Source organism: Helicobacter pylori NQ4053, assembly GCF_000274605.1.
GTDB classification, from domain to species: domain Bacteria; phylum Campylobacterota; class Campylobacteria; order Campylobacterales; family Helicobacteraceae; genus Helicobacter; species Helicobacter pylori_CV.
In genome coordinates this window covers 11,313-36,041 of sequence record NZ_AKNV01000002.1, presented here as the reverse complement: position 1 = coordinate 36,041, position 24,729 = coordinate 11,313, and the positions used below count along the sequence as shown (strand labels likewise).

The window sequence follows — 24,729 nt, the reverse complement described above, 5'->3', positions numbered from 1 at the left end:
GCCTTTAAAAAAAATTTATGCGATGAATTGTAGCACTTGTTTTAAAGAATTATTTAAACCACCCCTTGCATCAATGATAAAGGAGGCGTTTTTTTCATAGAGGGCTTGGCGTTTTTCAAAAAGTTCTTTGGCTTGAGTGAGGTTATTCAAAAGGGGGCGTTTCTCCCTTTCTTTTTGATTCAAACGCTTAATCAAGGTCTCAAAATCCATTTTGAGGTAAAAAGTTGTGCCTAAACCCTTAAAATTATCATGCATCACAATGCCCCCACCGGTAGAAATAACATGGGGGGTTTTGAGCGTTTTTAATTCATCAATCAAATTTTTTTCAAACATCCTGAAATTGTCTTCGCCAAGCTCTTCAAAAATCTCTCTCACGCTCAAGCCCACCCTCTCGCTAATGATCATATCCGTATCCAGCACTTCTAATTTCAAAGCAAGACCCAATTCTTGCGCTAAAGAGCTTTTACCGCTCCCCATAAAACCGATTAAGACTAAATGCTGCATGCTTTTATTTCAATTTCAATTCATACGCCCCGTTTTTTTCTTCCAAAAGATAGCGGTATTTCCCATCTAAAATGAGCGTGATGCGGTAATAATCTTTGTGCGTGCCGACTTTAATGTGAGAAAAAAACTTCTGGTTTAAATCCATGTTTTGATAAATATCCAACGGGCCTTTTTGCGTGTCTAACACGATTCTATAAGGATTGACTAGCACAAAAGAACGCAAAATTTTATAAGGGGAACGCAAAATCATCGTGTTGTTTGCCATTAAAAAATCAAAATCTTGGATCTGGTAGCGTTTTTCAAAGGCGTCTTGATTAAGGGTGTGTTGGGAAAGTTTTAAAGGGTAGTGCCAATCAATGCTTTTATCAATGCCCACGACTTTAGAATGGATAGAGCCATCAATATCCTGGTAAGTGAGCGTGATTTGTTTTAAAATCCTAGCGCTCGTGGGCAAATCCACATGGATTTCTTTAAAATAACTATCATAGATCCCATTAAAGCCCCCTTGCAAATTCTTGGAATTGATTTCAGGCTCAAAAGGGTTGTCTCTAGCCAATAAAACGCTTAAAACCGCCACCAAACCTATCATCTTTTTTAACACTGCCATTTCCTTAAATCTAATCTCTAGGCCGTAATTCTCTCAATTCAAACAAACGCTTTTGCAAACGCACATTCTTGCTTTGCAATTCGGTGATTTCTTGCTGCAATCGTTCATGCTTGTCTCTTAAATCCAAATAAACCTCTAAAGAAGAACCCCCAAAAAGCAACTTCCCTAAATAATACCCAAACCCAAGCAGTAAAAGGAAAAAGACAATAAGGGAGCTATGGCTATAAAAAAAATCTCGCGCTTTATTGTCTTTGATTCCATCGTTTTCAAAAAGGCTACTAGCCATGCTTAAACAACTCTTTACCGATATAAATCCCCCCTTTTAATTCATGCTCAATCTCTAAAAGGCGGTTGTATTTAGCGATCCTTTCACTCCTTGCGGTGGATCCGGTTTTGATTTCTCCCGTATTCAATGCGACCGCAAAATCAGCGATAAAGCTGTCTTCACTCTCCCCGCTTCTATGGCTCATCACGCATTGATAGGCATGGTGTTTGGCTAATCTTATGGTTTCTAAAGTTTCACTAATGGTGCCGATTTGATTGGGTTTGATCAAAATGGCGTTCGCAATGTTTTTTTCAATGCCTTTTTGCAAGATGCTCGCGTTCGTTACAAACAAATCATCGCCCACTAATTGGATTTGACGCCCTAATTCCTTGCTTAAAAACGCCCACCCCTCCCAATCGTCTTCGCTCAAACCATCTTCAATGGACACGATCGGGTATTTTGCCACCAACTCTTTGTAATAAGCCACTAATTCATGCGAATCTAAAATCTTATTTTCACCCTTTAAATGGTAATTGAAATTTCCATCCACTAACTCACTGCTCGCCACATCTAAAGCGAGTGCTATTTCTTCGCCTAATTTATAGCCGGCTTTTTCAATGGCTTGAGAAATGATTTCAAGGGGTTCTACATTGTTGTTAAAATTAGGCGCAAAGCCCCCCTCATCGCCCACGCTTGTGAGCTGATTCTTTCCATCTAAAAGTTTTTTAAGAGTGTGATAGACTTCTGCGCTCGCTCTTAAAGCTTCTTTAAAACTCTCAAACCCTAAAGGCATGATCATGTATTCTTGGAAGTCTATGGAATTGTTCGCATGCGTTCCGCCGTTGATAATATTGAGCATCGGCACCGGCAAAGTCAGAGCGTTAGCCCCCCCTAAATAGCGGTATAATGGCAGATTTAAAGCCTTCGCGCTAGCCCTTGCTAACGCCATAGAAACGCCCAAAACAGCGTTCGCCCCTAAATTAGCGTAATTAGGCGTGCCGTCTAAAGCCCTTAACCTCTCATCCACAAAGGCTTGATTGATCGCTTCAAGCCCTATTAAATGGTGTTTGATCACACTATTGACATTTTCGCATGCCCTTAAAACCCCTTTACCCAAAAAACGGGTTTTGTCATTATCCCTTAATTCTAACGCTTCTCTTTTACCGGTGCTCGCCCCGCTAGGCACAATCGTGCTCGCCTTAGTGTTATCGCTCAAAATCACGCTGGCTTGAATGGTAGGATTGCCCCTACTATCCATCACTTCTAAAGCATGAACATCTTTAATGGTTAGCATCAAAATCCTTTTTATTCCATTTCTTCTAAAGGCTCATCGGGTAAGGGCATGATCTCTTCATTAGAGCCGATGCTCTCTTTAATCTTAAGAGTGATTTCATTCGCTAGGGCTTTATCTTCTTTCAGTAGGGCTTTAGCGTTTTCTCGACCTTGCCCTAGCTTTTTATCCTGGTAGCTAAGCCATGCCCCGCTCTTATCCACAATGTCTAATTTCACGCCATAATCAATGATTTCGCCCTCTTTAGAAATCCCTTCCCCAAACATGATGTCAAATTCCGCTTCTCTAAAGGGCGGAGCGACTTTATTTTTAACCACTTTAGCTTTAGCCCTATTACCGATATGCTGTTCGTTTTGTTTTAAAGCGGCGATTCTTCTAATATCAATCCTAACGCTCGCATAGAATTTTAAGGCATTACCCCCGGTTGTGGTCTCTGGACTCCCATAGCCCATCATGCCAATCTTCATCCTGATTTGATTGATAAAAATGAGAGTGGTGTTCATCTTGTGCAAAACACCGGTGATTTTTCTTAATGCATGGCTCATAAGCCTTGCTTGCAAGCCCACATGCTGATCGCCCATATCCCCATCAATCTCTGCTTTAGGCGTAAGAGCCGCCACCGAATCCACCACCACTAAATCAATCCCTCCGCTTCTGGTGATCGTTTCTAAAATCTCTAAGGCTTCTTCGCCCGTGCTTGGTTGAGAAACGAGTAGATTTTCTGTATCCACGCCCAATCTCTTGGCATAATACACGTCTAGGGCATGTTCAGCGTCAATGAACGCGCACACGCCGCCATTTTTTTGGCATTCTGCGATAATGTGCAAGCTTAGAGTGGTTTTTCCGCTTGACTCTGGCCCATAAATTTCAATGATCCTACCCTTTGGAACGCCCCCAATCCCTAAAGCCAGATCCAACCCTAACGAGCCTGTAGAAATAGCGTCAATCTTTTCTACTTGCTTATCCCCAAGGCGCACCAACGCCCCCTTACCAAAAACCTTATCAATTTGTTTGATCGCTAAAGAAATCGCTTTTTGTTTGTCTTCATCTATTGCCATTAAATCACCTTATTGAATTTGATTTGTTTATTCTATCAAATCCTAGCCTAAAATCTATTATAATAAAGGGACTTACCCTATCACAAAAGGATTTTACTTTGATTAGTGTCGCTCATAGCCCTGATGCTGATGATATTTTCATGTACTATGCGATTAAGTTTGGCTGGATAGATTGCCCTATTAAAAATAAAACATTCCACAACATTGCCCTGGATATTGAAACCCTAAACCAAGAAGCCCTAAAAAACACTTATGATGTGAGCGCGATTAGTTTCGGGCTATACCCTAAAATTGCGAACGATTACGCCTTGCTCCCTACAGCGACGAGCTTTGGGAATGGCTATGGGCCTAAATTAGTGAAAAAAAAGGGCGTGAAATTGAAAAAAGACTTTAAAGTCGCATTAAGTGGGGAGCACACCACCAACGCCCTTTTGTTTAAGATCTATTACAAACACGCGCGCATCGCTTACATGAATTTTTTAGACATTGAAAAAGCGGTTTTGGAAGAAAAAGTGCATGCGGGCGTGCTCATCCATGAAAGCATCTTGGATTTTCATAATGAATTAGAAGTGGAAAAAGAATTGTGGGATGTTTGGAAAGAACTCATTGAAGTGGATTTACCCTTGCCTTTAGGGGGCATGGCGATTAGGCGATCCATCCCTTTGTATCGTGCGATTTTGATTAAAAAGGCTTTGATTAAAGCGGTTGAAGTTGCACTAAAACACCAAAATTTGCTCTCTAGCATGCTGTTAGAGCGTTCGCTCATTCGTGTCAATAAAGAGCGCTTACAAACTTATTTAAGCTTGTATGCGAACGAAACTTCAACGCGCTTAAGTGAGGTTCAAATTCTCGCCATAGACAAACTTTTTGAATTAGGTTATCAGCATGGGTTTTATGCCAGTTTGTTAAAGACTAAAGACTGCTTGCTCACTGATGAATATTTAAAATACCGCTTTTCTTAATCCAATTCTAGTTTATGCATAAGCAAGTAACGGATCACCCCATACAATAAAAGGATTTTTAAAAAATCCACCCCCCATAAAAGATAATATTTATTTTCTTGCAATTCTTGTTGTTGCAAGAAATAATAAAACCCCTCATTGATGCTTAAACTAGAACTCATTAAGGGCAGTAACGAATTAAACGCTAATTCCAAAACAACCCCCACAAGAATGAACAACAGCCCCCCTAGTAAAAAACGCGCTTTTTTGATCCTAGCAGCGTTTAAAACGCTCAAAACAAATAAAAATTTCATTAAAACAAGCCCTAAAAACAGCGCGATACCTAGGGTTTTAGTGGGTTTTAACACAAAGGTTTTTAAAGCGGTGTGCAAGATAAACAGCACGCTGGATTGTGCGTTAAAAAGGTAATAGCCCAAACGAACGCTCGCTACAAACCAGAACAAACTGAAGATAAAAAACACCATGGGGAGCAAGATTTTAGGGAGCAATAAAGACTCCAAACTAATGGGTAAGGAAAAGCTTAAAACCCCTCTTTTAGAAAAAAGCGTGTTGAGGTTTTTGATCGCTCCCACACTGATTGCAATCAGTAAAAACGCCCCCAAGACAAAAAAGAGCGTGTAGCTTAGGGTGAGCATGGTCGTTTCTTCAGTGCTTTGAGAGGAAAAACAAACCGCTAAAACAGTGAGCGTTATTAAGAAATTCCCTATAACAATATTCCCTACTTGCCCTAAAGCGTCATGTTTCAAAACTTTTAAAAAACCCATGCGATTATTATACCCATTTGGATAGAAAATTCAGGCTTTTCATCATCAAGCGCCAATAAAAAACGCTAAAGGCATTTTTTAAACGCGCTACTTAAAAAAAGCCAGTTGCTCTAAAATCAATTCTTCTTTGTTTTTAAAAGTGAATTTAAAAAGGATCTTATAGCGCCCCACTTTATCGCCCTCTAACAAATCAAATTTTAAAGGCTCGCATGCGTTTGTGCAATCAAGCGTTCCTAATAATCTGGGCTGTGATGGGCTGGGATAAAACGCTAAATACACTTGAATATTTGGCGAATCTAAAGCGGGTTTGAGCGGTTGCAATCGCACATAAAGCGTGTTGGACTTTTCTAAAATCAAAGCGTTGTTTAAAAGGTTTTCTTGGATTTTTTTATCCCCATGCGTGCCTTTAGAAAAATAGGGCAAAATAGGGGTTTTAGGGCTTTTGGTAAGGGGCTTTAAACCCACTGAAAAACGATAATTAGACTTAAAATTTTCATAAGTTTTAAGCATAGCGTTAAAGTTTAAATCCACTTCGTTATGCCCTTTGAAATACACTAAATCGTTTTTAGGCGAATTTTTTAGGGCAAACACCACCAAAAACACCACAATCCCAAGCCCAAGAATGAGCACGCTCATGATCCCTAAAGGCCAAAAGTTTTTTTCTTTCATTGGTTTCTCTCTTAAGATTTTTTAAAAAAATAAAGCCCCAAAAACGCGCCTAAAAGCGTCAATAATAAAATATAAATAACCACCTTTACAAAAGTTACTCCCTTAGGAGCGTTAAAATTCTGTGCGATATTCACATGATATTTTTCCGCTAAAGCATCTACTGCGACCGAATAGCCGTTAATGAGCATGGCTGAAATCCTTTGGGGCGTGTATTCTTTAGGGTTTGTAGGGAGTAAAGGAGCGATTTTTTCAAAAAAGATTTTATCAGTGTCTAACAAATCTTTAGGGTTAGCCACTAATTCTATTTTTTGAGCGTCATGGTAAAAAAAGAATACTACAAAAGGGGGCTTGAGCTGCTTTAAAAAGCCCTCTTGATACTTTTGGCGTTCCTTTTTAGCCGCCAAAGCGATAGGATTTTTTTCAAAATCCGTCATATCAATCGCAAAACGCACGCCTGTTTTAAGATAAAGCTCTTTAGAAACGCCCTCTACAAACAAAACGCTTTTTTCTACCAAACGCCCTTTAGAATTATTCAAAACATAATTATCAGCCCCCAAACAACAAACAAAGGCTATTGCAAGCCATAAGATTCTCATGTGCTAAACAAAAACAAGTTAGGCACAAAAGAAATAACAATTGTCATTAAAATGGTCGCTACTACCATTAAGGCTAAGATTTTTTCTAAAGTCGTGAATTTCATTTTTTACTCCCTTGATTGACTAATTCATAGTTAGCCCGGTTTTGGGTGCTTTTTGTCTCTAAAGCGTTAATATCCTTATAGCGGTAATAATTGGTGGCTTGCTCTTTTTGGATATGGATCGCTTTGAGCGTAAAAAAAACGGCCACACACAACAAGATAACCACAATCAGTAAATTCCCTGCTAATCCGTTTAAAAATTTCATCTCTTTTCCTTTAATCTTCTAAGGGTTTTAGCGATTGGATAAATTCGGCTAACGCTTTAACTTGCAAATCGCTAAAGTTTTTATACTTGAATGATGGCATATGCCCTATATTGCCCTTTTTGCCATGCGTTAAGATATTTCTCAAAAAATTCTCTGTGCCGTAAGCGGTCAAATCGGCCGCAAACACTTGATTTTCTTGCAAGCCCTTACCATCATTGCCATGACAGCCTGTGCAACCCATGCTTTCAAACAGCTCCTTGCCCTTATCAATGAGTTGAGGGTTTTTTGTCTTTTTAACGCCAGAAATTTCTGCCATCACATAGCTCGCAATCGCTTTAGCGTCTTTTTCGTCCAATTCCATAGCGGGCATTTCCCCAGCGAGATAATCCATGCCCTTAGAGCCATGTTTAATGGTGTCCATAATGCCCTCTTCTTTACCCCAGTGCACCAGATTTTGAGCGCTCCCATGCAAGCCCTCAGCGGTGATGCCATGGCATTGCGAACAATGGACTAAAAAGATGCCTTGACCCATATCCACCAATTCCTTTTGACCCAAATGCTTCCATTTGGCTTCAAATTTTTGGTTGTGCGCTTTAACCTCTTCATTGTATTGCCCGATTTGAGAAAAGCTATTCAGCGGATACCCAAAGAAAAAATACCAAAAAGCCCACACAATCGTGCACATAAAGCTTGCGATCCAGCCTACTGGCACATTATTGGCAAACTCCCCTATCCCATCAAACAAATGCCCATTTTCTACAAGCTCACCCTGAGATTTGCTGTCGCGCATTTCTTTAATGAGCGAACTGGATTCATAGATGGTTAAAACTAAAATCACAAGCGCTGCAATCAAGCCAAAAACATTTATATGGTCGTTTAAAAAATCCATTTCAACTTTCCTTTATGCCCTTATCATGAACTTCTTTATGGCGTGGTTCAATCAACTCATCTTCTAAAGCGTCATTTAGTGCTAAATACCCATAGCGCTCATAATCCACGACGCCCTTTTTTTGCTTTCTATACATGCTAAAAATATAAGCGTACAAAAAGAGCGTAAAAAGAATGGTGAAAAACGCATACGCAAAACCTCTCAAACTTTCTAAATCCATCATTCACCCCTTATTTAGCGTTTTGATTAGCGTTGATCCTGGAATTACCCAAGCTATTCAAATAAGCGATCAAAGCCACGATTTCTAACACTTCACCTCTTTGAATGGCGTCTAGCACCCTCTTGTCTTTCATGTCGGCTGTGATTTTTTTAGCTTCTTCTAGATAGGCCTTTTTCGCTTCTTCTACATTCCCTAATTTCACGCCGTTTTCGGTGTCATAAGGCACGCCAAAAACCTTTTTTTGCGTCAAAGCTTCTGCATAAGCGGTGTCAAAATCGCTCTTTTTTATGAATAAATGCTTATAGGCGGGCATGATGCTGTGCGGCACAACGCTTTTAGGATCTAACATGTGCTTTTCATGCCAATCGGTTGTGCGATAATCCCCCACCCTGTGCAAATCAGGGCCAATCCTTTTAGAACCCCACAAAAATGGCCTGTCATATGCGTATTCCCCACTCAAACTATACGCGCCGTATCGATCCACCTCAGCTTGGAAAGGGCGAATAAGCTGGGAATGGCAATGATAACAACCTTCTTGGATATAAATTTGCCTCCCTGCTGTCTCTAAAACCGTATAAGGCCGTAAGCCTTCAATCGGGCGAGCGGATTTAAAATTGGGCAAAATCTCCACCAAGCCTGCGATCGCAAACACAAAAATAAACGCAAGAGTGAAAAAAAACGGATTCTTCTCTAAAAAACTAAACATTTCCAATTTCCCCTATCTAGACATAGGCGTGGCGTAATTGGGCTCACGCTCTAATTTTTTGCCTGCCGTGATTGTCATAAAAATATTGTAGGCAAAAATAATAAATCCAATAAAATACATAAGACCCCCAACGCCTCTAATATTGTAATAAGGGATTAGCACCTTAACCGTGTCAATGAATTGGTAAGTGAGATTCCCATACTGATCCACATCTCTCCACATCATCCCTTGCGTGATCCCTGCAATCCACATGGACGAAAAGTAAAGCACAATCCCTAAAGTCATGATCCAGAATTGGAAATCCACAAGCCTGCCTGAATAAATCTCTCTTTTGAAAAGCCTAGGTGTCATGTGATACATGCTCGCAATCAAAGTGAAGCCTACCCACCCAAGCACGCCGTCATGCACATGCCCTATAATCCAATCGGTAAAGTGCGCTAAAGCGTTCACGCTCTTAATGGCTTGAATGGATCCTTCTAAAGTGGAAAGCATGTAGAAAGTTGAAGCTAAAACTAAGAATTTGATCAAGGGGCTTTCTTTAAGCTGGTGCCATTGGCCTCTCATCGTTAAAAGCATGTTAATCGCTGTCCCCCACGAAGGCAAGATCAACACCACTGAAAACACACTAGAAAGGGTTTGCACCCAATCAGGCACGGTGGAATAAATCAAGTGGTGTCCGCCCGCCCAAATATAAACAAACATCAAGCTCCAAAAGGAAAACAAAGTGAGTTTGTAAGAGAAGATAGGCTGGCCGCTCTCTTTAGGCAAGAAATAATAAATCGTGCCAATCACCCCACTCGTAAAGACAAAAGCGACCGCATTATGCCCCCACCACCATTGAATGAGCGCATCATTACTGCCTGAATACATAGAAATAGAATGCCAAACACTCCCCATATCAGCGACAAAATAGGTGGGGACAGAAAGGTTATTGAAAATATACATCACCGCTATACCCACATAAGTAGCGATGTAATACCATAAAGACACATAAATGGTATTCTCCCTCCTAACGCTCATGCTCCCAAACATATTAACCCCCCACAGCACCCATGCCACAACCACAATAATATCTAAAGGCCACATCAATTCAGCGTATTCTTTAGATTGAGTAAGACCAGCAAACAAGCTAATAACCCCTAGAATTAAAAGAATAATCCAGAGCCAAAAATGCAATAACCCTACAATTTTCAAAAAGGGGTGTTGGTGGTAAGTGATTTTAAGCACCCTTTGACCGATATAATACCAACTCGCCCAAATCCCCCCAAGAGTGAAACCATAAATCACCGCATTCGTGTGTAAGGGGCGCAAGCGGCCAAAAACGCCATACTCCCCTGCAATGTAATTCAAGTTAGGGAAAGACAATTCAAAGGCTAACACGATCCCTATTAACATGCCTATTATCCCAAAGGCAACCATCGCATAAAGAAACAATTTGCTAATGGAATAATCATAACTCAAAGGCACATTTTCTTGCATGCAATACTCCTATTTGTAGTAAATTCAACAAAGATAAACATAATTATAAAGTTTTATCTTTTTCAAAAAGCTTAATTTTTAATCTTTTTCTGTAATATTGTAATAACTCAATCCCATTTGAATGACATTTTTAAGCCAAATTATTACTATCTTTGGCTAAAGGCTACACTATGATTAAACAAACCCTCTCAATCTTTGCCCCTTTTCTCATCGCAGCATTATTGTATTTTTTAGGCGCACCGGATGGGCTAAACCCTAACGCATGGCTTTATTTTTGTATTTTCATGGGCATGATTATAGGGCTAATTTTAGAGCCGGTGCCATCAGGTTTGATAGCGTTGAGCGCGTTAGTGTTGTGTATAGCGTTAAAAATTGGGGCGAGCAGTGAAGTAGCGAGCGCTAATAAAGCCATTTCGTGGGGTTTGAGCGGGTATGCGAATAAAACGGTGTGGCTTGTGTTTGTCGCTTTTATTTTGGGTTTAGGGTATGAAAAAAGCTTGTTAGGGAAACGGATCGCTCTTTTACTGATTAGGTTTTTAGGGCAAACCCCTTTAGGTTTGGGCTATGCGATCAGCTTGAGCGAATTGTGTCTAGCCCCCTTTATCCCTAGCAACTCCGCTAGAAGTGGGGGCATACTCTATCCCATAGTTTCTTCTATCCCGCCCTTAATGGGTTCTACCCCAAACAATAACCCTAACAAAATCGGCGCGTATTTGATGTGGGTCGCTTTGGCTTCAACTTGCATCACTTCGTCCATGTTTTTAACCGCGCTCGCTCCTAACCCCTTAGCAATGGAAATCGCTACCAAAATGGGGGTGAATGAAATCTCATGGTTTTCGTGGTTTTTAGCGTTCTTGCCTTGTGGGGTGGTTTTGATCTTGCTTGTGCCTTTATTGGCGTATAAAACCTGCAAACCCACCTTAAAAGGCTCAAAAGAAGTGAGTTTGTGGGCTAAAAAAGAGTTAGAAAGCATGGGGAGGTTTTCTTTAAAAGAAATTTTAATGCTCAGCCTCACTTTATTGGCTTTACTGGGTTGGATTTTTGGCAAACCTTTAGGCTTGCATGCGAGCGCGACGGCTTTGATTACCATGGTGTTAATGGCGTTTTGTAAGATCGTAAGCTATGAAGACATCATTAAAAACAAGAGCGCGTTCAATATTTTTTTATTACTGGGATCGCTACTCACGATGGCTGGCGGGCTTAAAAATGTGGGTTTTTTAAATTTTATTGGCAATGCGGCCCAAAATTTTTTAGAGCATGCTCACTTGGATCCGTTAATAGCGGTATTGTTTATTGTAGCCTTATTCTATCTGTCGCACTATTTTTTCGCTAGCATCACCGCTCATGTGAGCGCGTTATTCGCACTTTTTGTAGGGATTGGTTCGCATATTCAAGGGGTCAATTTGCAAGAATTGAGCTTGTTTTTAATGCTTTCTTTAGGGATTATGGGGATTTTAACCCCCTATGGCACAGGCCCATCCACCATTTATTACGGGAGCGGGTATATTCCAAGCAAGGATTTTTGGAAATTAGGGTTTATTTTTGGCTTTGTGTATTTAATCGTGTTTTTAAGCGTGTGCGCACCTTGGGTTAAATTCATCGCTTATAGGTGGTTGTAGTTGGAAACTTTACACAACGCCCTTTTAAAATGGTATGAAGAATTTGGGCGAAAGGATTTACCCTTTAGGAATTTAAAGGGCATTAACGCTCCCTATGAAGTCTATATCAGCGAAGTGATGAGCCAACAAACCCAAATCAGCACGGTGGTTGAGCGTTTTTATTCCCCTTTTTTAGAAGCTTTCCCCACTTTAAAAGACTTAGCGAACGCTCAATTAGAGGAGGTTTTATTGCTTTGGAGAGGGCTTGGCTATTATTCAAGGGCTAAAAATTTAAAAAAAAGCGCTGAAATTTGCGTGAAAGAACACCACTCACAACTACCCAATGACTATCAAAGCCTACTGAAACTCCCCGGGATTGGCGCATACACGGCTAATGCGATTTTATGTTTTGGTTTTAGAGAAAAGAGCGCATGCGTGGATGCTAATATCAAACGAGTGCTTTTAAGGCTTTTTGGTTTGGATCCTAATATCCAAGCTAAAGACTTACAAATTAAGGCGAACGATTTCCTCAATCCTAATGAAAGCTTTAATCACAACCAAGCCTTAATTGATCTAGGGGCTTTAATCTGCTCCCCTAAACCCAAATGCGCGATTTGCCCTTTCAATCCTTATTGTTTGGGTAAAAACCACCTAGAAAAACACACGCTTAAGAAAAAACAAGAGATCATTCAAGAAGAGCGTTACTTGGGCGTTGTGATCCAAAATAACCAAATCGCTTTAGAAAAAATAGAGCAAAAACTCTATTTTGGGATGCACCATTTCCCTAATCTCAAAGAAAATTTAGAATACAAGCTCCCCTTTTTAGGCGCTATCAAACACAGCCACACTAAATTCAAGCTCAATTTAAACCTCTATTCAGCTGCAATAAAGGATCTAAAAAATCCCGTTCGTTTTTATAGCCTTAAAGACTTAGAGACCTTACCCATAAGCTCTATGACGCTTAAAATCTTGAATTTTTTAAAACAAAAAAATTTATTTGGGGGTTAAACCCTGCTAAATCTAAAATGGCTCTACTTTATCGCAGGCACCACTTCAGGGATCAAATACGCAATCGCGCTAATCACGACTCCCATGATCGCTACAAAAATAAGGGAGTATTTAACCGTGAATTTGAATAAATCGCTCTCTTTCCCGGCTAATCCCACTGCCGCGCAAGCGATAGCGATGCTTTGAGGGCTTATCATCTTGCCCAAAGTCCCACCCACGGTATTAGCCGTCAGGGTTAAAACCTCAGGGAGGTGCAATCGTTGGGCGGTGAGTTGCTGTAAAGAGCCAAATAAAAGATTAGAACTTGTATCGCTCCCGGTTAAAAACACGCCTACCCATCCGATCAAGGGCGAGAAAAAAGTAAAAGCCAAACCCGTATGGGTGAGCGCTAAGGCTAGAGTGGAAGAAATCCCGCTGTAATTAGACACATAGGCAAAGCTTAAGACTAAACCAATAGTGAGAATGGGGTAGCGCATTTCTTTTAAAGTCTCGCCAAAAACGCTCACTGCATCGCTCACTCGCACCCTTAAAACGAGCATGCTAACAAGAGCGGCTAAAAAAATGGAAGTGCCAACCGTGTTGATTAAGAAAAATTTAAACACCACCGGAAAACTCACGCTTTGATTGGCTTCTACAAAAGGCGGGCTTTTAAAGATGTGGTTGCTGATGTTATTGAACTCAAAATAAAAATTAGAAAAAGCTAACAAGCCGTCTTTTTCAAATAAAGCTTTAAAAAAAGGCTGTATCCATAACACAATCACTAAAACCAAAATCACAAAAGGAGACCAAGCGACATAAACCTTACAGATATGATGGTTACTCTTAGTGAATGAAGCCGCTTTGCCATCGCTTCTAAAAATGACTTTAGGCTGCCAAAATTTCAAAAAGAGTGCCGTTGCAACCAGTGAAACAAGGGCTGAAATAATACCAGGCAATTCTGGCCCTAAATAATTAGAGCTTAAAAATTGCGCGCCAGCGAAAGAAAAAGCCGCAATAAAAACGGCCGGAAAAGTCTCTTTAATCCCCTTAAAGCCATCCATTAAAAACACAATAAAAAACGGCACTAACAAGCTCACAAAAAAGAGGATTTTACCCGTCATGGCTGAAATTAAAATCGCTGGCACCCCTACCGCGCTCGCCATAGCGCTTATAGGGATACCCACCGCGCCAAAAGCCACAGGAGCGGTGTTAGCGATTAGGCATAACCCGGCAGAATATAAAGGGCTTAACCCTAACCCCACTAAGATCGCTGCGGTGATGGCAATAGGCCCTCCAAAGCCGATCGCCCCTTCTAAAAACGAGCCAAAACAAAAGCCAATCAAAATCACTAAAATCCTGTGATCTAAAGTGATGGACTGGACGCTTTCTTTTAAAATTTCAAAATAGCCGGATTTAACGCTGAGTTTGTATAAAAAAATCGCCGCAATAATAATCCATGCGATCGGCCATAAGCCATAGAGAAAGCCATAAAGAAAGCTTGAACCTACCATGCTAACAGGCATTTTATACACCAAAACCGCAATAACGGCTGACAGAACCACGCTCAAAAAGGCCGCCACATAACCTTTGAGTTTAAAAACCATTAAAGATAAGAAAAATAACAAAATCGGCAATAAGGCCACAAGAGCGCTCAGCCAAATATTACCCAAAGGGTCATAAATTTGATGAAATTCTAGCACTAAAAAATCCCTTTTTAAAAATATTCTCTTAGCGCTAGTTCTCTTTAAAAACCCCCTTATTTAGGAATGATGGGGATAATAAAGGGGAAGACATAAGCAATAAGAGTGAAGACAATCCCCATAATGATCGCCAAAGCGACGGAGTATTTTACCGTAAATCTGAACAATTCGCTCTCTTTCCCCACTAACCCCACCGCCGCACAAGCGATAGCGATACTTTGAGGGCTTATCATTTTGCCCACAACGCCCCCTGAAGTGTTGGCCGCTAAAAAAAGCACTTCAGGCAAGCCAAGCTGTGTAGCGATGAGCATTTGTAAAGATCCAAATAAAAGATTAGAACTCGTATCGCTTCCGGTTAAAAACACCCCAAGCCAGCCTACCACAGGCGAAAAGAAAGTGAAAACATGCCCGGTATCCGCTAACGCTAAAGCGAGCGTAGCACTCATGCCGCTATAATTAGCCACATACGCGAACGCTAAAACCACGCCAATGGTTAAAATCGGCAAACGCATTTCTTTTAAAGTGGCCCCAAACACTCCTATCGCATCGCTGATTTTCACGCGCAACAAAAACACGCTTAAAAGGGCGGCTAAAAAAATGGAAGTGCCTGTCGTTAAAATCAAAGGGAGTTTGAACACGACAGGAAAATTGGTCGCTTCAGTAACAATGGGAACGGTTTTGAAAATCTTTTGACTGATAGAATTAAATTCAAACGCAAAGCTAGAAAACGCCAAAGCCCCGCCTTCTTTAAAGAGCGCTTTAAACCAGGGTTGCGTCCATATGATGATCGTAATGGTGAGCAACACAAAAGGCATCCACGCCACAACCACCTTACAAATATGGTGTTTTTCTGTGTTCATCGTGGGCTCTTTGCCATTGCTGGTGAAAATGCGCTTGGGCTGCCAGAATTTTAAAAACAAAGTGGTAGCAATCAATGACACTAAAGCTGAAATAATATCCGGAAGCTGCGGCCCTAGATAATTAGAGCTTAAAAATTGCGCAATAGCGAAACTAAACCCGGTAACGGCCACTGCAGGAAAAGTCTCTCTAATCCCTCTAAAACCATCCATTAAAAACACGATGAAAAAAGGAATACCAATGGAAAAAATGGGTAACACCCTGCCTACCATTTGAGAAATCTCTAATTCAGGAATACCCACCACGCTAGCCATTGCCGTAATAGGAATACCCACCGCGCCAAAAGCTACAGGAGCGGTGTTAGCGATCAGGCACAACCCGGCAGCGTATAAGGGGTTTAGCCCAAGGCCGACTAAAATCGCCGCTGTGATAGCTACCGGGCCTCCAAAACCAATCGCTCCTTCTAAAAACGAGCCAAAACAAAACCCGATCAAAATCACTAAAATCCGGTGATCCGGAGTTAGGGTTAAAATGCTTTCTTTTAAAATCTCAAAATACCCGGATTTCACTGAAAGGTTGTAAAGAAAAATCGCAGCGATCACAATCCATGCGATCGGCCACAAGCCATAAAGAAAGCCATAGAAAAAACTCGCGCTCACCATTTGAGCGGGCATTTTATACACAAATAACGCAATAAGGATTGAAAGCAATAAGCTTAAAAACCCAGCGCTATACCCCTTAAGTTTAAAGACAATAAGAGAAATAAAAAAGAGCGCAATAGGCGAAAGTGCGACTAAAGCGCTCAACCAAATATGGCCTAATGGGTCATAGACTTGATAAAATTCCATAAATTTTCCTTGAATAATTAAAAGTATTTTTTATCTTACTTAAAAGAAAAAACTAATTTTAAGTAGCATTTAATATTAAGTCAAATTTAATGGGTTTGTGGTTTATTTTAGTAACAATATTTGAGCGAGTGGGTTTATCAACTTGTGGTTACAATCTTACTAATTTTGAGTATTATATTGTGTTTGAAACTCTTAATTTGGAATTTTAAGGAGCCTTCTTTGAAAGTCAATTTCTTTGCTACTTGTCTAGGAGCAGCCATTTATAGCAACGCATCGCTTAACGCTATCAAATTACTCCGCAAGGAAAATTTGGAAGTGGTTTTTAAAAAAGACCAGACATGTTGCGGCCAGCCAAGCTACAACTCAGGGTATTATGAAGAGACAAAAAAAGTCGTTTTATACAATATCAAGCTTTATTCCAATAACGACTACCCTATTATCTTGCCTAGCGGTTCATGCACAGGGATGATGCGGCATGATTATTTGGAATTGTTTGAAGGGCATGCGGAATTCAACATGGTTAAAGATTTTTGCTCTAGGGTGTATGAATTGAGCGAATTTTTGGATAAAAAATTGCAAGTCAAGTATGAAGATAAGGGCGAACCCCTTAAAATCACATGGCATTCTAATTGCCATGCCTTAAGGGTGGCTAAAGTGATTGACTCGGCGAAAAACCTCATCAGACAGCTTAAAAACGTGGAACTCATTGAATTGGAAAAAGAAGAAGAATGCTGCGGGTTTGGGGGGACTTTTTCGGTTAAAGAACCTGAAATTTCAGCGGTTATGGTTAAAGAAAAGATTAAAGATATAGAGAGCCGTCATGTGGATGTGATTGTTTCAGCGGATGCTGGGTGTTTGATGAATATCAGCACCGCTATGCAAAAAATGGGCTCTTTGACAAAACCCATGCATTTTTATGACTTTTTAGCCTCAAGGCTTGGGCTTTAACGTTAAAGAATTATTTTAAGGAATGATCATGGAAAAATATCATAGCGACCAAGAATACGAAGAAATCATCACCGACCAATTAGGCGATATGCAATTAAGGGAAAATTTGCGTTCGGCAATGGATACCTTAAGGGCTAATCGTAAGAATCTGATTAAAAATCGTTACAGCGAATGGGAAAATTTAAGGGAATTGGGCAAAGAAGTCAAGCTTAAAATTCTATCCAGGCTTGATGAATATTTGGAATTGTTTGAAAAAAACGCCACTCAAAACGGCTTTAAAATCCATTACGCTAAAGACGGCGATGAAGCCAATGAAATCATTTACAACCTCGCTAAAGAAAAGAATATCAATCGCATTTTAAAACAAAAATCCATGGCGAGCGAAGAAATTGGCTTGAACCATTACTTGAAAGAAAAGGGCATTCAAGCGCAAGAAACGGATCTGGGCGAATTGATTATCCAACTCATCAATGAACACCCTGTGCATATCGTCGTGCCAGCTATCCATAAAAACCGCAAGCAAATCGGTAAGATTTTTGAAGAAAAACTCAACGCCGCTTATGAAGAAGAGCCTGAAAAGCTCAATGCGATCGCCAGAAAACACATGCGCAAAGAATTTGAAAGCTTTAAAATGGGGATCAGTGGGGTTAATTTCGCTATCGCTAATGAGGGAGCGATCTGGTTAGTGGAAAATGAGGGTAATGGGAGAATGAGCACCACCGCATGCGATGTGCATGTCGCAATTTGTGGGATTGAAAAATTAGTAGAAAGCTTTGATGATGCGGCGATTTTAAACAATTTGCTCGCCCCAAGCGCTGTGGGTGTGCCTATCACTTGCTATCAAAACATTATCACAGGCCCCAGAAAAGAGGGCGATTTAGACGGCCCTAAAGAAGCCCACATCATTTTATTAGACAACAACCGCTCCAATATTTTGGCTGATGAAAAGTATTACCGTGCTCTTTCATGCATCCGTTGCGGAACTTGTTTGAACCACTGCCCTGTGTATGATAAAATCGGTGGGCATGCCTATCTTTCCACTTATCCTGGCCCTATAGGCGTGGTGGTATCCCCCCAACTCTTTGGCTTGAATAATTACGGGCATATCCCTAATTTGTGCAGCCTTTGCGGGCGTTGCACTGAAGTATGCCCTGTAGAAATCCCTTTAGCAGAACTCATTAGAGATTTACGAGCCGATAAAGTGGGCGAGGGCAGAGGCGTAGTTAAGGGGGCTAAAAGTACCCAACACAGCGGGATGGAAAAATTCTCTATGAAAATGTTTGCCAAAATGGCAAGCGATGGGGCTAAGTGGCGTTTCCAATTGAAAATGGCTCAATTTTTCTCGCCTTTAGGCAAGCTTTTAGCCCCCATACTGCCTTTAGTCAAAGAGTGGGCGAGTGTTAGGACCTTACCCAATATGGACACGAGTTTGCATGCCAAAGTCCAACACTTAGAAGGGGTGATTTATGAGTAAAGAGCTTATTTTAAAGCGCATTAAAGAAGCCAGAGCCAAGCATGCCATTCAGGGAGCAAACCCTGTTTATAGAAATATCATTAAAGTGGAGTTTGAAGACTTGGTGGAAGAATACAAGCATTTCCAGGTGTTGAATAAAGCTGAAGTCATTGAAAGCGCTAAAGAAAATTTAGAACAAGCCATTTTAAAGGCTTTAGAAAATTTTCAAAGCAAAAAAGTCTTACACTCTACGGATTTAAATTTGAATTTTGAAGCGTTTAAGGATTTCACTTTACAGCCCTATGACAAAGAAATTGAAGCGATGCGTGAAGAATTGTTTGAGATTGATACGGCTTTATTGCATGGGGTTTGTGGGATTTCAAGCTTGGGCATGATTGGGGCGGTTTCTTCGCATGCAAGCCCACGATTGCTTTCGCTCATCACCCTTAATTGCATCATTTTATTGAAAAAAGAATCCATTGTGCGCAATTTAAGCGAAGGCGTGCAAGCTTTAAAAAATCAAAGCCAAAACGGCGTATTGCCCACAAACATGCTCCTTATTGGCGGGCCTAGCCGGACAGCCGATATTGAATTAAAAACCGTTTTTGGGGTGCATGGGCCTCAAAAAGTCGCTGTCATTTTCTATTAAAGGATAAGAATGGAAAAATTAGAAGTAGGGCAATTAGCCCCTGATTTTAAATTGAAAAACAGCGATGGCGTGGAAATTTCTTTAAAAGATTTGCTCCATAAAAAAGTGGTATTGTATTTCTACCCTAAAGACAACACCCCCGGATGCACTTTAGAAGCCAAAGACTTTAGCACTCTGTTTAGTGAATTTGAAAAGAAAAACGCTGTTGTCGTAGGCGTAAGCCCTGATAACGCGCAATCGCATCAAAAATTTATCAGCCAATGCTCTTTGAATGTGATTTTGCTCTGCGATGAAGATAAAAAAGCCGCCAATCTTTACAAAGCTTATGGCAAACGCATGCTTTATGGGAAGGAGCATTTGGGGATTATCCGCTCCACTTTCATTATCAACACGCAAGGCGTTTTAGAAAAATGCTTCTACAATGTCAAAGCGAAAGGGCATGCTCAAAAGGTTTTAGAGAGTTTGTAGTTTAACTCTCTAGCTTTCGCCCACTTTAATTTGAGGCTTTTTAGCCATTCTCTTATTTTTTTTTAAAAACTTGTTTTTTAAATTCCGTTTTAGTTTGATGTAAAACTTCATAAGGGATAGGGAGTGTTTTGAAATCATTCCCCCTACAACCTAAGATCGCACTACAAAAAACCACCACTCGCTAGCTTTTTGATTGTGTTATTTTAAAAACGCTTTTGAGTATTTTTACAATTTTTATTTTTGTTCAGGTTGCCAAATGGTTTTTTCTGAAGGGGTGCTATCGGCTTCGTTTTGTAAGATTTGTTTTTTAGTTTCGTGGCAAGCCACAAACAATAACGCTAAAATTACAGCTAAAAGAGAAATTCTCATTTCAAGCTCCTTTGAATATTAAAATGCTTACGATAATTATAAAGAAAAAGAGTTAAAAAAAGATTAATCTCTTTTTAACTAAGATCGTTGTTTTTTAAGCATGTCAGCGATTAAAAAAGCGAGCTCTAGGGCTTGAGTGGCGTTTAGTCTTGGATCGCATTGCGTATAGTAATGGCAGCTCAAACCCTCTTCAGTGATCGCTTGCGAGCCACCGATACATTCTGTAACATTTTCACCCGTCATTTCCAAATGAACCCCTGAAGCCAAACTCCCTTCAGCCCTATGGATTTCAAAAAAGCTTTTCACTTCATCTAACACGCTATCAAAAGCCCTTGTTTTAACCCCCAAACTGGTTTTAACCGTGTTGCCATGCATGGGATCAATGCTCCATAAAATATGGCGTTTTTCTTTCAACACCCCTTGTAAAAGCTTAGGCAAACGCTCTTTAATCATCTTAGAACCCATGCGCACGATCAAATTCAAACGCCCTTTAAGGTTGTGCGGGTTTAAAACATCGCACAATTCTAACACTTCGCTTATACTCGCATTAGGCCCGATTTTCACGCCAATAGGGTTACAAACCCCCCTTAAAAACTCCACATGCGCGCCCCTAGGGTCTCTTGTCCTTTCGCCAATCCACAGCATGTGCGCGGAGCAATCATAAAACTGGTTAGTCAAACTATCCTTACGCACCAAAGGCTCTTCATAATGGAGCAGTAACGCTTCGTGGCTGGTGTAAAATTCCACTTCCCTAAGAATAGGCGTTCGCTCTATCTCCACTCCGCATGCTCGCATAAACCCTAAAGCTTGCGTGATCCGGTCAGCGATTTGCTGGTATTTTTGCCCAAAGTCGTTGTTTTTGACAAAATCCAAATTGAAACGATGCACTTGTTCTAAATCCGCTAACCCGCCTTGGGCAAAAGCTCTGATAAGGTTTAAAGTCGCTACGCTTTGATGGTAGGCTTTAAGCATTCTTTCAGGCTTTGGCTCTCTTTCTTTTTTGGAAATCCCATTGATAATATCCCCTCTGTAACTCAACACTTCTTCATTATCCAGTATTTCAGTCGCATTGGAGCGAGGCTTGGCAAATTGCCCGGCAATGCGCCCCACTTTCACGATCGGTATAGAGCCAGCAAAAGTTAAGACAATCGCCATTTGCATCACCACTTTAAACATGTCTCTAATCCGGTTAGCGCTAAATTGAGAAAACGACTCCGCGCAATCGCCCCCTTGCAACAAAAACGCCTTATTGTCAATGGCTTGGGCTAAGCGCTCTTGCAAGTTCCTCGCTTCGCCAGCAAACACTAAAGGAGGATAGGAGTGCAATTCTTTTTTGACCCTTTCTAATTCTTGCTTGTCTTTGTAAGTGGGGTGTTGCTCTATCTTAAAAGAATGCCATGAAGTGGGCGACCAAGTTGTGTTTGACATTTCTATAATCCTTTATTAATCTTTTTTTAAGCGTTATTATAGCTTGTGCGGGTTAAATCGTGGATTTTAGAAAATAAATGCACACCCAAAACCACCCCTTAATCTCAAAAAACCCCAATCATAAAAAGCTTTATGCTACAATGAAAGCTCTTTAACACGATACAAGGGCGGTTTAATAGCATGGCACAAGAAAAAGCGGTTCTAAGAGATCCTAAAAAACTCAATTTGTTTGATTTGCGTTGGATGGCGTCCTTATTTGGCACGGCGGTGGGGGCTGGGATTTTATTTTTGCCTATTAGAGCCGGTGGGCATGGGGTATGGGCTATTATGGTGATGAGCGCGATCATCTTCCCTTTAACTTATCTGGGGCATAGAGCTTTAGCTTATTTCATAGGATCTAAAGATAAAGAAGACATTACCATGGTCGTTCGCTCTCATTTTGGCCCTCAATGGGGTTTTCTTATCACTTTGCTTTATTTCTTGGCGATTTATCCTATCTGTTTGGCTTATGGGGTGGGCATCACTAACGTGTTTGATAACTTTTTCACTAACCAGTTGCATTTAGCGCCTTTGCATCGGGGCTTACTGGCTGTGGTATTAGTCTCTTTAATGATGTTGGTGATGGTTTTTAACACTACGATTGTGACGCACATTTGTAACGCTTTAGTGTATCCTTTATGCTTGATTTTATTGCTTTTTTCTTTGTATCTTATCCCTTATTGGCAAGGTGCTAATCTTTTTGTGGTGCCGAGTTTTAAAGAATTTGTGTTAGCGATTTGGCTAACCTTACCGGTGCTTGTGTTTTCATTCAACCATAGCCCCATTATTTCAACCTTCACTCAAAACGTGGGAAAAGAATACGGCGCTTTCAAAGAGTATAAACTCAATCAAATTGAATTAGGGACATCGCTGATGCTTTTAGGGTTTGTGATGTTTTTTGTGTTTTCGTGCGTCATGTGCTTGAGTGCTGATGATTTTGTGAAAGCAAGGGAACAAAATATCCCCATTTTAAGCTATTTTGCTAACACTCTAAACAACCCTTTAATCAATTATGCGGGGCCTGTGGTGGCTTTTTTAGCGATTTTTTCATCTTTTTTTGGGCATTATTATGGGGCTAAGGAAGGTTTAGAAGGCATTATCATTCAAAGTTTAAAGTTGAAAAAAGCTTCTAAAACCCTGAGCGTGAGCGTAACGATTTTTTTATGGCTGACTATCACGCTGGTGGCTTATATCAACCCCAATATCTTGGATTTTATTGAAAATTTAGGCGGCCCCATTATCGCGCTCATTCTGTTTGTGATGCCCATGATAGCTTTTTATAGCGTTTCTAGTTTGAAGCGTTTTAGAAACTTCAAAGTGGATATTTTTGTGTTTGTCTTTGGGAGCTTGACGGCTTTGAGCGTGTTTTTAGGACTATTTTAATGGCTAGTTTTTCTATTTTATCCATTTTTAAAATCGGCGTTGGGCCTAGCTCTTCACACACCATAGGGCCTATGGAAGCTGGGGCGAGATTTTGCGAGTCGTTAAAAGGCGTTTTAGAGCAGGTTGAACGCGTTCAAATCACCTTGCATGGCTCATTGGCTTTAACCGGTAAAGGGCATTTGAGCGATGAGGCGGTTTTAATTGGCTTGCATGGTATTTATGCTAACGAATTAGATATAACAACCAAAAAAGCCTTATTGCATGAAGCGTTTGAGAATAAAGTTTTAAAACTCGCTAACCAACGCAACATTCAATTTGATTATTCTAAAGATTTGATTTTTGACAACAAACCTTTAGCCAGACACCAAAACGCCCTCATTCTAAAAGTTTTCAACGCTAAAAATGAGGTTTTAAAAGAAGAGACTTATTATTCTGTTGGTGGAGGGTTTGTTTATACTGAAAAAGAATTAGACAACTTATCTAAAGAGGGTGAAAATGAAAGCGTTGCCTATGATTTTTCAAGCGCTAAGGAATTGCTAGAATTGTGCCAAAAACACCAAAAAAGCATCGCTGAAATCGTGCGTTTGAGAGAAAACGCCCTCAAAAACCACCCTGATGCAACGATGACCAAAATCTATCATGCGATGCTTGAGTGTTATCATAATGGGGCTAATTCTAAAGAAAGGTATCTGCCCGGTTCTTTGAAAGTAACACGATTAGCCCCAAGCGTTAAAACGCGCCTAGAAAAACACCCCACAAGTGGGAAAGACCCCTTAGCGTTGATTGATTACATTTCGCTTTACGCTCGTTCCATTGCTGAAGAAAACGCTAGCGGAGGCAAGGTGGTAACCGCCCCCACTAACGGAGCGTGCGCGGTGGTGCCAAGCGTGCTTTTATACGCCAAAAACCATTTGTTTGAAAATTTATCGCAAAAATCTATTAATGATTTTTTACTCACCAGCGCGGCGATTGGCTATCTTTACAAGAAAAACGCTTCCTTGAGCGGTGCAGAAGCCGGGTGTCAGGCTGAAATTGGTGTGGCAAGTTCTATGGCTGCAGGAGGGTTAGCCCATTTGTGCCAAGCGACCACGCAACAGGTTTTGATCGCTAGTGAAATCGCTATGGAGCACCATTTAGGATTGACATGCGATCCGGTGGGGGGCTTGGTGCAAATCCCTTGCATTGAACGCAATGTTTTAGGGGCGATTAAAGCGATCAGCGCTTCTAAACTAGCCTTAGAAGATGAATACAAGCCTAAAGTGAGCCTGGATGAAGTGATCGCTACGATGTATGCGACCGGAAAAGACATGAATGAAAAATACAAAGAGACCTCGTTAGGGGGGTTAGCCAAAACCTTAAAATGCTAAGGGATAAATCTAATCTTTAGGGGGCTTTAGGTTTCTAAAGAAAGTAAAAAGGTTTGTTTTTATCAAATATCAATAAGCCTTATCTGCTTTGATATTCTTAAAAAATTTTAAAACATAGGGTTTTAAAATTTTGTTTCATCGTTTTTAAATTCCATTTAATAATAAAACTCATTAAGTTTATTTAAACTCATAAGAGAATAGGGCATTTTGAAATCATTCCCCTACAACCCCCTTTTTTAAAATCCCCTAAGAGCGCATCATGAAAAACGATCGCTTGCTTACACAAGATTTTTTATTTTGATTGTAAAAATACTCAA

At 40.5% G+C, this 24,729-nt stretch carries 26 protein-coding genes; 9 read left to right on the top strand and 17 right to left on the bottom strand.

All coding sequences use genetic code 11. From position 1 onward, the window contains the following. Positions 1-15: 15 nt before the first annotated feature. The 5 genes from AYS37_RS01125 to recA are packed head-to-tail and all read right to left on the bottom strand — an operon-like array spanning position 16 to position 3,725. The gene (locus tag AYS37_RS01125; RefSeq protein WP_001164283.1) at positions 16-504 is read right to left on the bottom strand and encodes a shikimate kinase; all 489 of its coding nucleotides are present in this window, start codon (positions 502-504) and stop codon (positions 16-18) included. 4 nt (positions 505-508) lie between these two features. Continuing rightward, positions 509-1,105: an AMIN domain-containing protein gene (locus AYS37_RS01120; RefSeq protein ID WP_001874464.1), complete on the bottom strand. Its 597-nt coding sequence runs from the start codon at positions 1,103-1,105 to the stop codon at positions 509-511. Positions 1,106-1,121: 16 nt separating this feature from the next. Beyond that, positions 1,122-1,397, bottom strand: coding sequence for a hypothetical protein (locus tag AYS37_RS01115; RefSeq protein WP_000168599.1), 276 nt, complete (start codon positions 1,395-1,397; stop codon positions 1,122-1,124). Then, the gene (gene eno, locus AYS37_RS01110) at positions 1,390-2,670 is read right to left on the bottom strand and encodes a phosphopyruvate hydratase (protein WP_000955691.1); all 1,281 of its coding nucleotides are present in this window, start codon (positions 2,668-2,670) and stop codon (positions 1,390-1,392) included. Before eno ends, AYS37_RS01115 begins: the two co-directional genes overlap by 8 nt. A gap of 11 nt (positions 2,671-2,681) precedes the next feature. Next, on the bottom strand, positions 2,682-3,725 hold the full coding sequence (recA, locus tag AYS37_RS01105; RefSeq protein ID WP_000952109.1) for a recombinase RecA: 1,044 nt from the start codon (positions 3,723-3,725) through the stop codon (positions 2,682-2,684). 98 nt (positions 3,726-3,823) lie between these two features. On the opposite strand from recA, the gene AYS37_RS01100 reads away from it, so the two are divergent. Then, on the top strand, positions 3,824-4,687 hold the full coding sequence (locus tag AYS37_RS01100; RefSeq protein WP_000626251.1) for a menaquinone biosynthesis family protein: 864 nt from the start codon (positions 3,824-3,826) through the stop codon (positions 4,685-4,687). Here AYS37_RS01100 and AYS37_RS01095 read toward each other — a convergent pair. From AYS37_RS01095 to ccoN, 8 genes are all read right to left on the bottom strand, one after another. After that, positions 4,684-5,451 carry a hypothetical protein gene (locus tag AYS37_RS01095; protein WP_000506377.1) on the bottom strand — a complete coding sequence of 256 codons (768 nt, stop codon included), beginning with the start codon at positions 5,449-5,451 and terminating at the stop codon, positions 4,684-4,686. The two genes, AYS37_RS01100 and AYS37_RS01095, sit on opposite strands and share 4 nt — an antisense overlap. Positions 5,452-5,538: 87 nt before the next feature. Next, the gene (locus AYS37_RS01090; RefSeq protein ID WP_000660401.1) at positions 5,539-6,120 is read right to left on the bottom strand and encodes a hypothetical protein; all 582 of its coding nucleotides are present in this window, start codon (positions 6,118-6,120) and stop codon (positions 5,539-5,541) included. 11 nt (positions 6,121-6,131) lie between these two features. Next, the gene (locus tag AYS37_RS01085) at positions 6,132-6,716 is read right to left on the bottom strand and encodes a hypothetical protein (RefSeq protein WP_001221989.1); all 585 of its coding nucleotides are present in this window, start codon (positions 6,714-6,716) and stop codon (positions 6,132-6,134) included. Positions 6,717-6,816: 100 nt separating this feature from the next. Next, entirely contained in the window at positions 6,817-7,023 is a 207-nt protein-coding gene (locus AYS37_RS01080) for a DUF4006 family protein (protein WP_000670510.1), read from the bottom strand. Positions 7,024-7,033: 10 nt separating this feature from the next. Beyond that, positions 7,034-7,912: a cytochrome-c oxidase, cbb3-type subunit III gene (gene ccoP, locus AYS37_RS01075; RefSeq protein ID WP_000346870.1), complete on the bottom strand. Its 879-nt coding sequence runs from the start codon at positions 7,910-7,912 to the stop codon at positions 7,034-7,036. A gap of 1 nt (position 7,913) precedes the next feature. After that, positions 7,914-8,132, bottom strand: coding sequence for a cytochrome c oxidase, cbb3-type, CcoQ subunit (locus AYS37_RS01070; protein ID WP_001847091.1), 219 nt, complete (start codon positions 8,130-8,132; stop codon positions 7,914-7,916). Between the two features lie 10 nt (positions 8,133-8,142). Next, entirely contained in the window at positions 8,143-8,838 is a 696-nt protein-coding gene (gene ccoO / locus AYS37_RS01065; RefSeq protein WP_000490799.1) for a cytochrome-c oxidase, cbb3-type subunit II, read from the bottom strand. A gap of 12 nt (positions 8,839-8,850) precedes the next feature. Further along, positions 8,851-10,317 (bottom strand): cytochrome-c oxidase, cbb3-type subunit I, encoded by a 1,467-nt coding sequence (gene ccoN / locus AYS37_RS01060; RefSeq protein ID WP_001157634.1) that lies wholly within the window; start codon positions 10,315-10,317, stop codon positions 8,851-8,853. A gap of 170 nt (positions 10,318-10,487) precedes the next feature. Between ccoN and AYS37_RS01055 the strand changes: the two genes are divergently transcribed. Together AYS37_RS01055 and AYS37_RS01050 are read left to right on the top strand one after the other, a co-directional pair. Further along, on the top strand, positions 10,488-11,936 hold the full coding sequence (locus AYS37_RS01055; protein ID WP_000595591.1) for a DASS family sodium-coupled anion symporter: 1,449 nt from the start codon (positions 10,488-10,490) through the stop codon (positions 11,934-11,936). After that, the gene (locus tag AYS37_RS01050) at positions 11,937-12,923 is read left to right on the top strand and encodes an adenine-specific DNA glycosylase (protein WP_000449003.1); all 987 of its coding nucleotides are present in this window, start codon (positions 11,937-11,939) and stop codon (positions 12,921-12,923) included. A 23-nt stretch (positions 12,924-12,946) separates the two neighbouring features. Here AYS37_RS01050 and AYS37_RS01045 read toward each other — a convergent pair whose 3' ends face one another. Continuing rightward, positions 12,947-14,602 carry an L-lactate permease gene (locus AYS37_RS01045; RefSeq protein WP_000889038.1) on the bottom strand — a complete coding sequence of 552 codons (1,656 nt, stop codon included), beginning with the start codon at positions 14,600-14,602 and terminating at the stop codon, positions 12,947-12,949. A 56-nt stretch (positions 14,603-14,658) separates the two neighbouring features. Continuing rightward, the gene (locus tag AYS37_RS01040) at positions 14,659-16,308 is read right to left on the bottom strand and encodes an L-lactate permease (protein ID WP_000398059.1); all 1,650 of its coding nucleotides are present in this window, start codon (positions 16,306-16,308) and stop codon (positions 14,659-14,661) included. A 219-nt stretch (positions 16,309-16,527) separates the two neighbouring features. On the opposite strand from AYS37_RS01040, the gene AYS37_RS01035 reads away from it, so the two are divergent. From AYS37_RS01035 to AYS37_RS01020, 4 genes are read left to right on the top strand one after another with little or no spacing between them, the layout of a single operon-like run. Then, a complete protein-coding gene (locus tag AYS37_RS01035; RefSeq protein WP_000867254.1) occupies positions 16,528-17,256 on the top strand; it encodes a (Fe-S)-binding protein in 729 nt (242 codons plus the stop codon). A gap of 28 nt (positions 17,257-17,284) precedes the next feature. Continuing rightward, positions 17,285-18,730 carry a LutB/LldF family L-lactate oxidation iron-sulfur protein gene (locus tag AYS37_RS01030; protein WP_000417286.1) on the top strand — a complete coding sequence of 482 codons (1,446 nt, stop codon included), beginning with the start codon at positions 17,285-17,287 and terminating at the stop codon, positions 18,728-18,730. Further along, positions 18,723-19,358 carry a LutC/YkgG family protein gene (locus AYS37_RS01025; RefSeq protein WP_000032069.1) on the top strand — a complete coding sequence of 212 codons (636 nt, stop codon included), beginning with the start codon at positions 18,723-18,725 and terminating at the stop codon, positions 19,356-19,358. The genes AYS37_RS01030 and AYS37_RS01025 overlap by 8 nt, the downstream gene beginning before the upstream one ends. A gap of 9 nt (positions 19,359-19,367) precedes the next feature. Next, positions 19,368-19,826 (top strand): peroxiredoxin, encoded by a 459-nt coding sequence (locus AYS37_RS01020; RefSeq protein WP_000412935.1) that lies wholly within the window; start codon positions 19,368-19,370, stop codon positions 19,824-19,826. Between the two features lie 234 nt (positions 19,827-20,060). Here the strand turns inward: AYS37_RS01020 and AYS37_RS08885 are convergent, their stop codons facing one another. After that, positions 20,061-20,195, bottom strand: a complete 135-nt coding sequence (locus tag AYS37_RS08885; RefSeq protein ID WP_001222899.1) for an HP0135 family lipoprotein — start codon at positions 20,193-20,195, stop codon at positions 20,061-20,063. Between the two features lie 78 nt (positions 20,196-20,273). After that, the gene (locus AYS37_RS01010) at positions 20,274-21,623 is read right to left on the bottom strand and encodes a class II 3-deoxy-7-phosphoheptulonate synthase (RefSeq protein ID WP_000072745.1); all 1,350 of its coding nucleotides are present in this window, start codon (positions 21,621-21,623) and stop codon (positions 20,274-20,276) included. 180 nt (positions 21,624-21,803) lie between these two features. On the opposite strand from AYS37_RS01010, the gene AYS37_RS01005 reads away from it, so the two are divergent. Continuing rightward, entirely contained in the window at positions 21,804-23,045 is a 1,242-nt protein-coding gene (locus tag AYS37_RS01005) for a serine/threonine transporter (RefSeq protein WP_000046390.1), read from the top strand. Further along, positions 23,045-24,412 (top strand): L-serine ammonia-lyase, encoded by a 1,368-nt coding sequence (locus AYS37_RS01000; RefSeq protein WP_000135968.1) that lies wholly within the window; start codon positions 23,045-23,047, stop codon positions 24,410-24,412. The genes AYS37_RS01005 and AYS37_RS01000 overlap by 1 nt, the downstream gene beginning before the upstream one ends. The last annotated feature ends 317 nt before the right edge of the window (positions 24,413-24,729 follow it).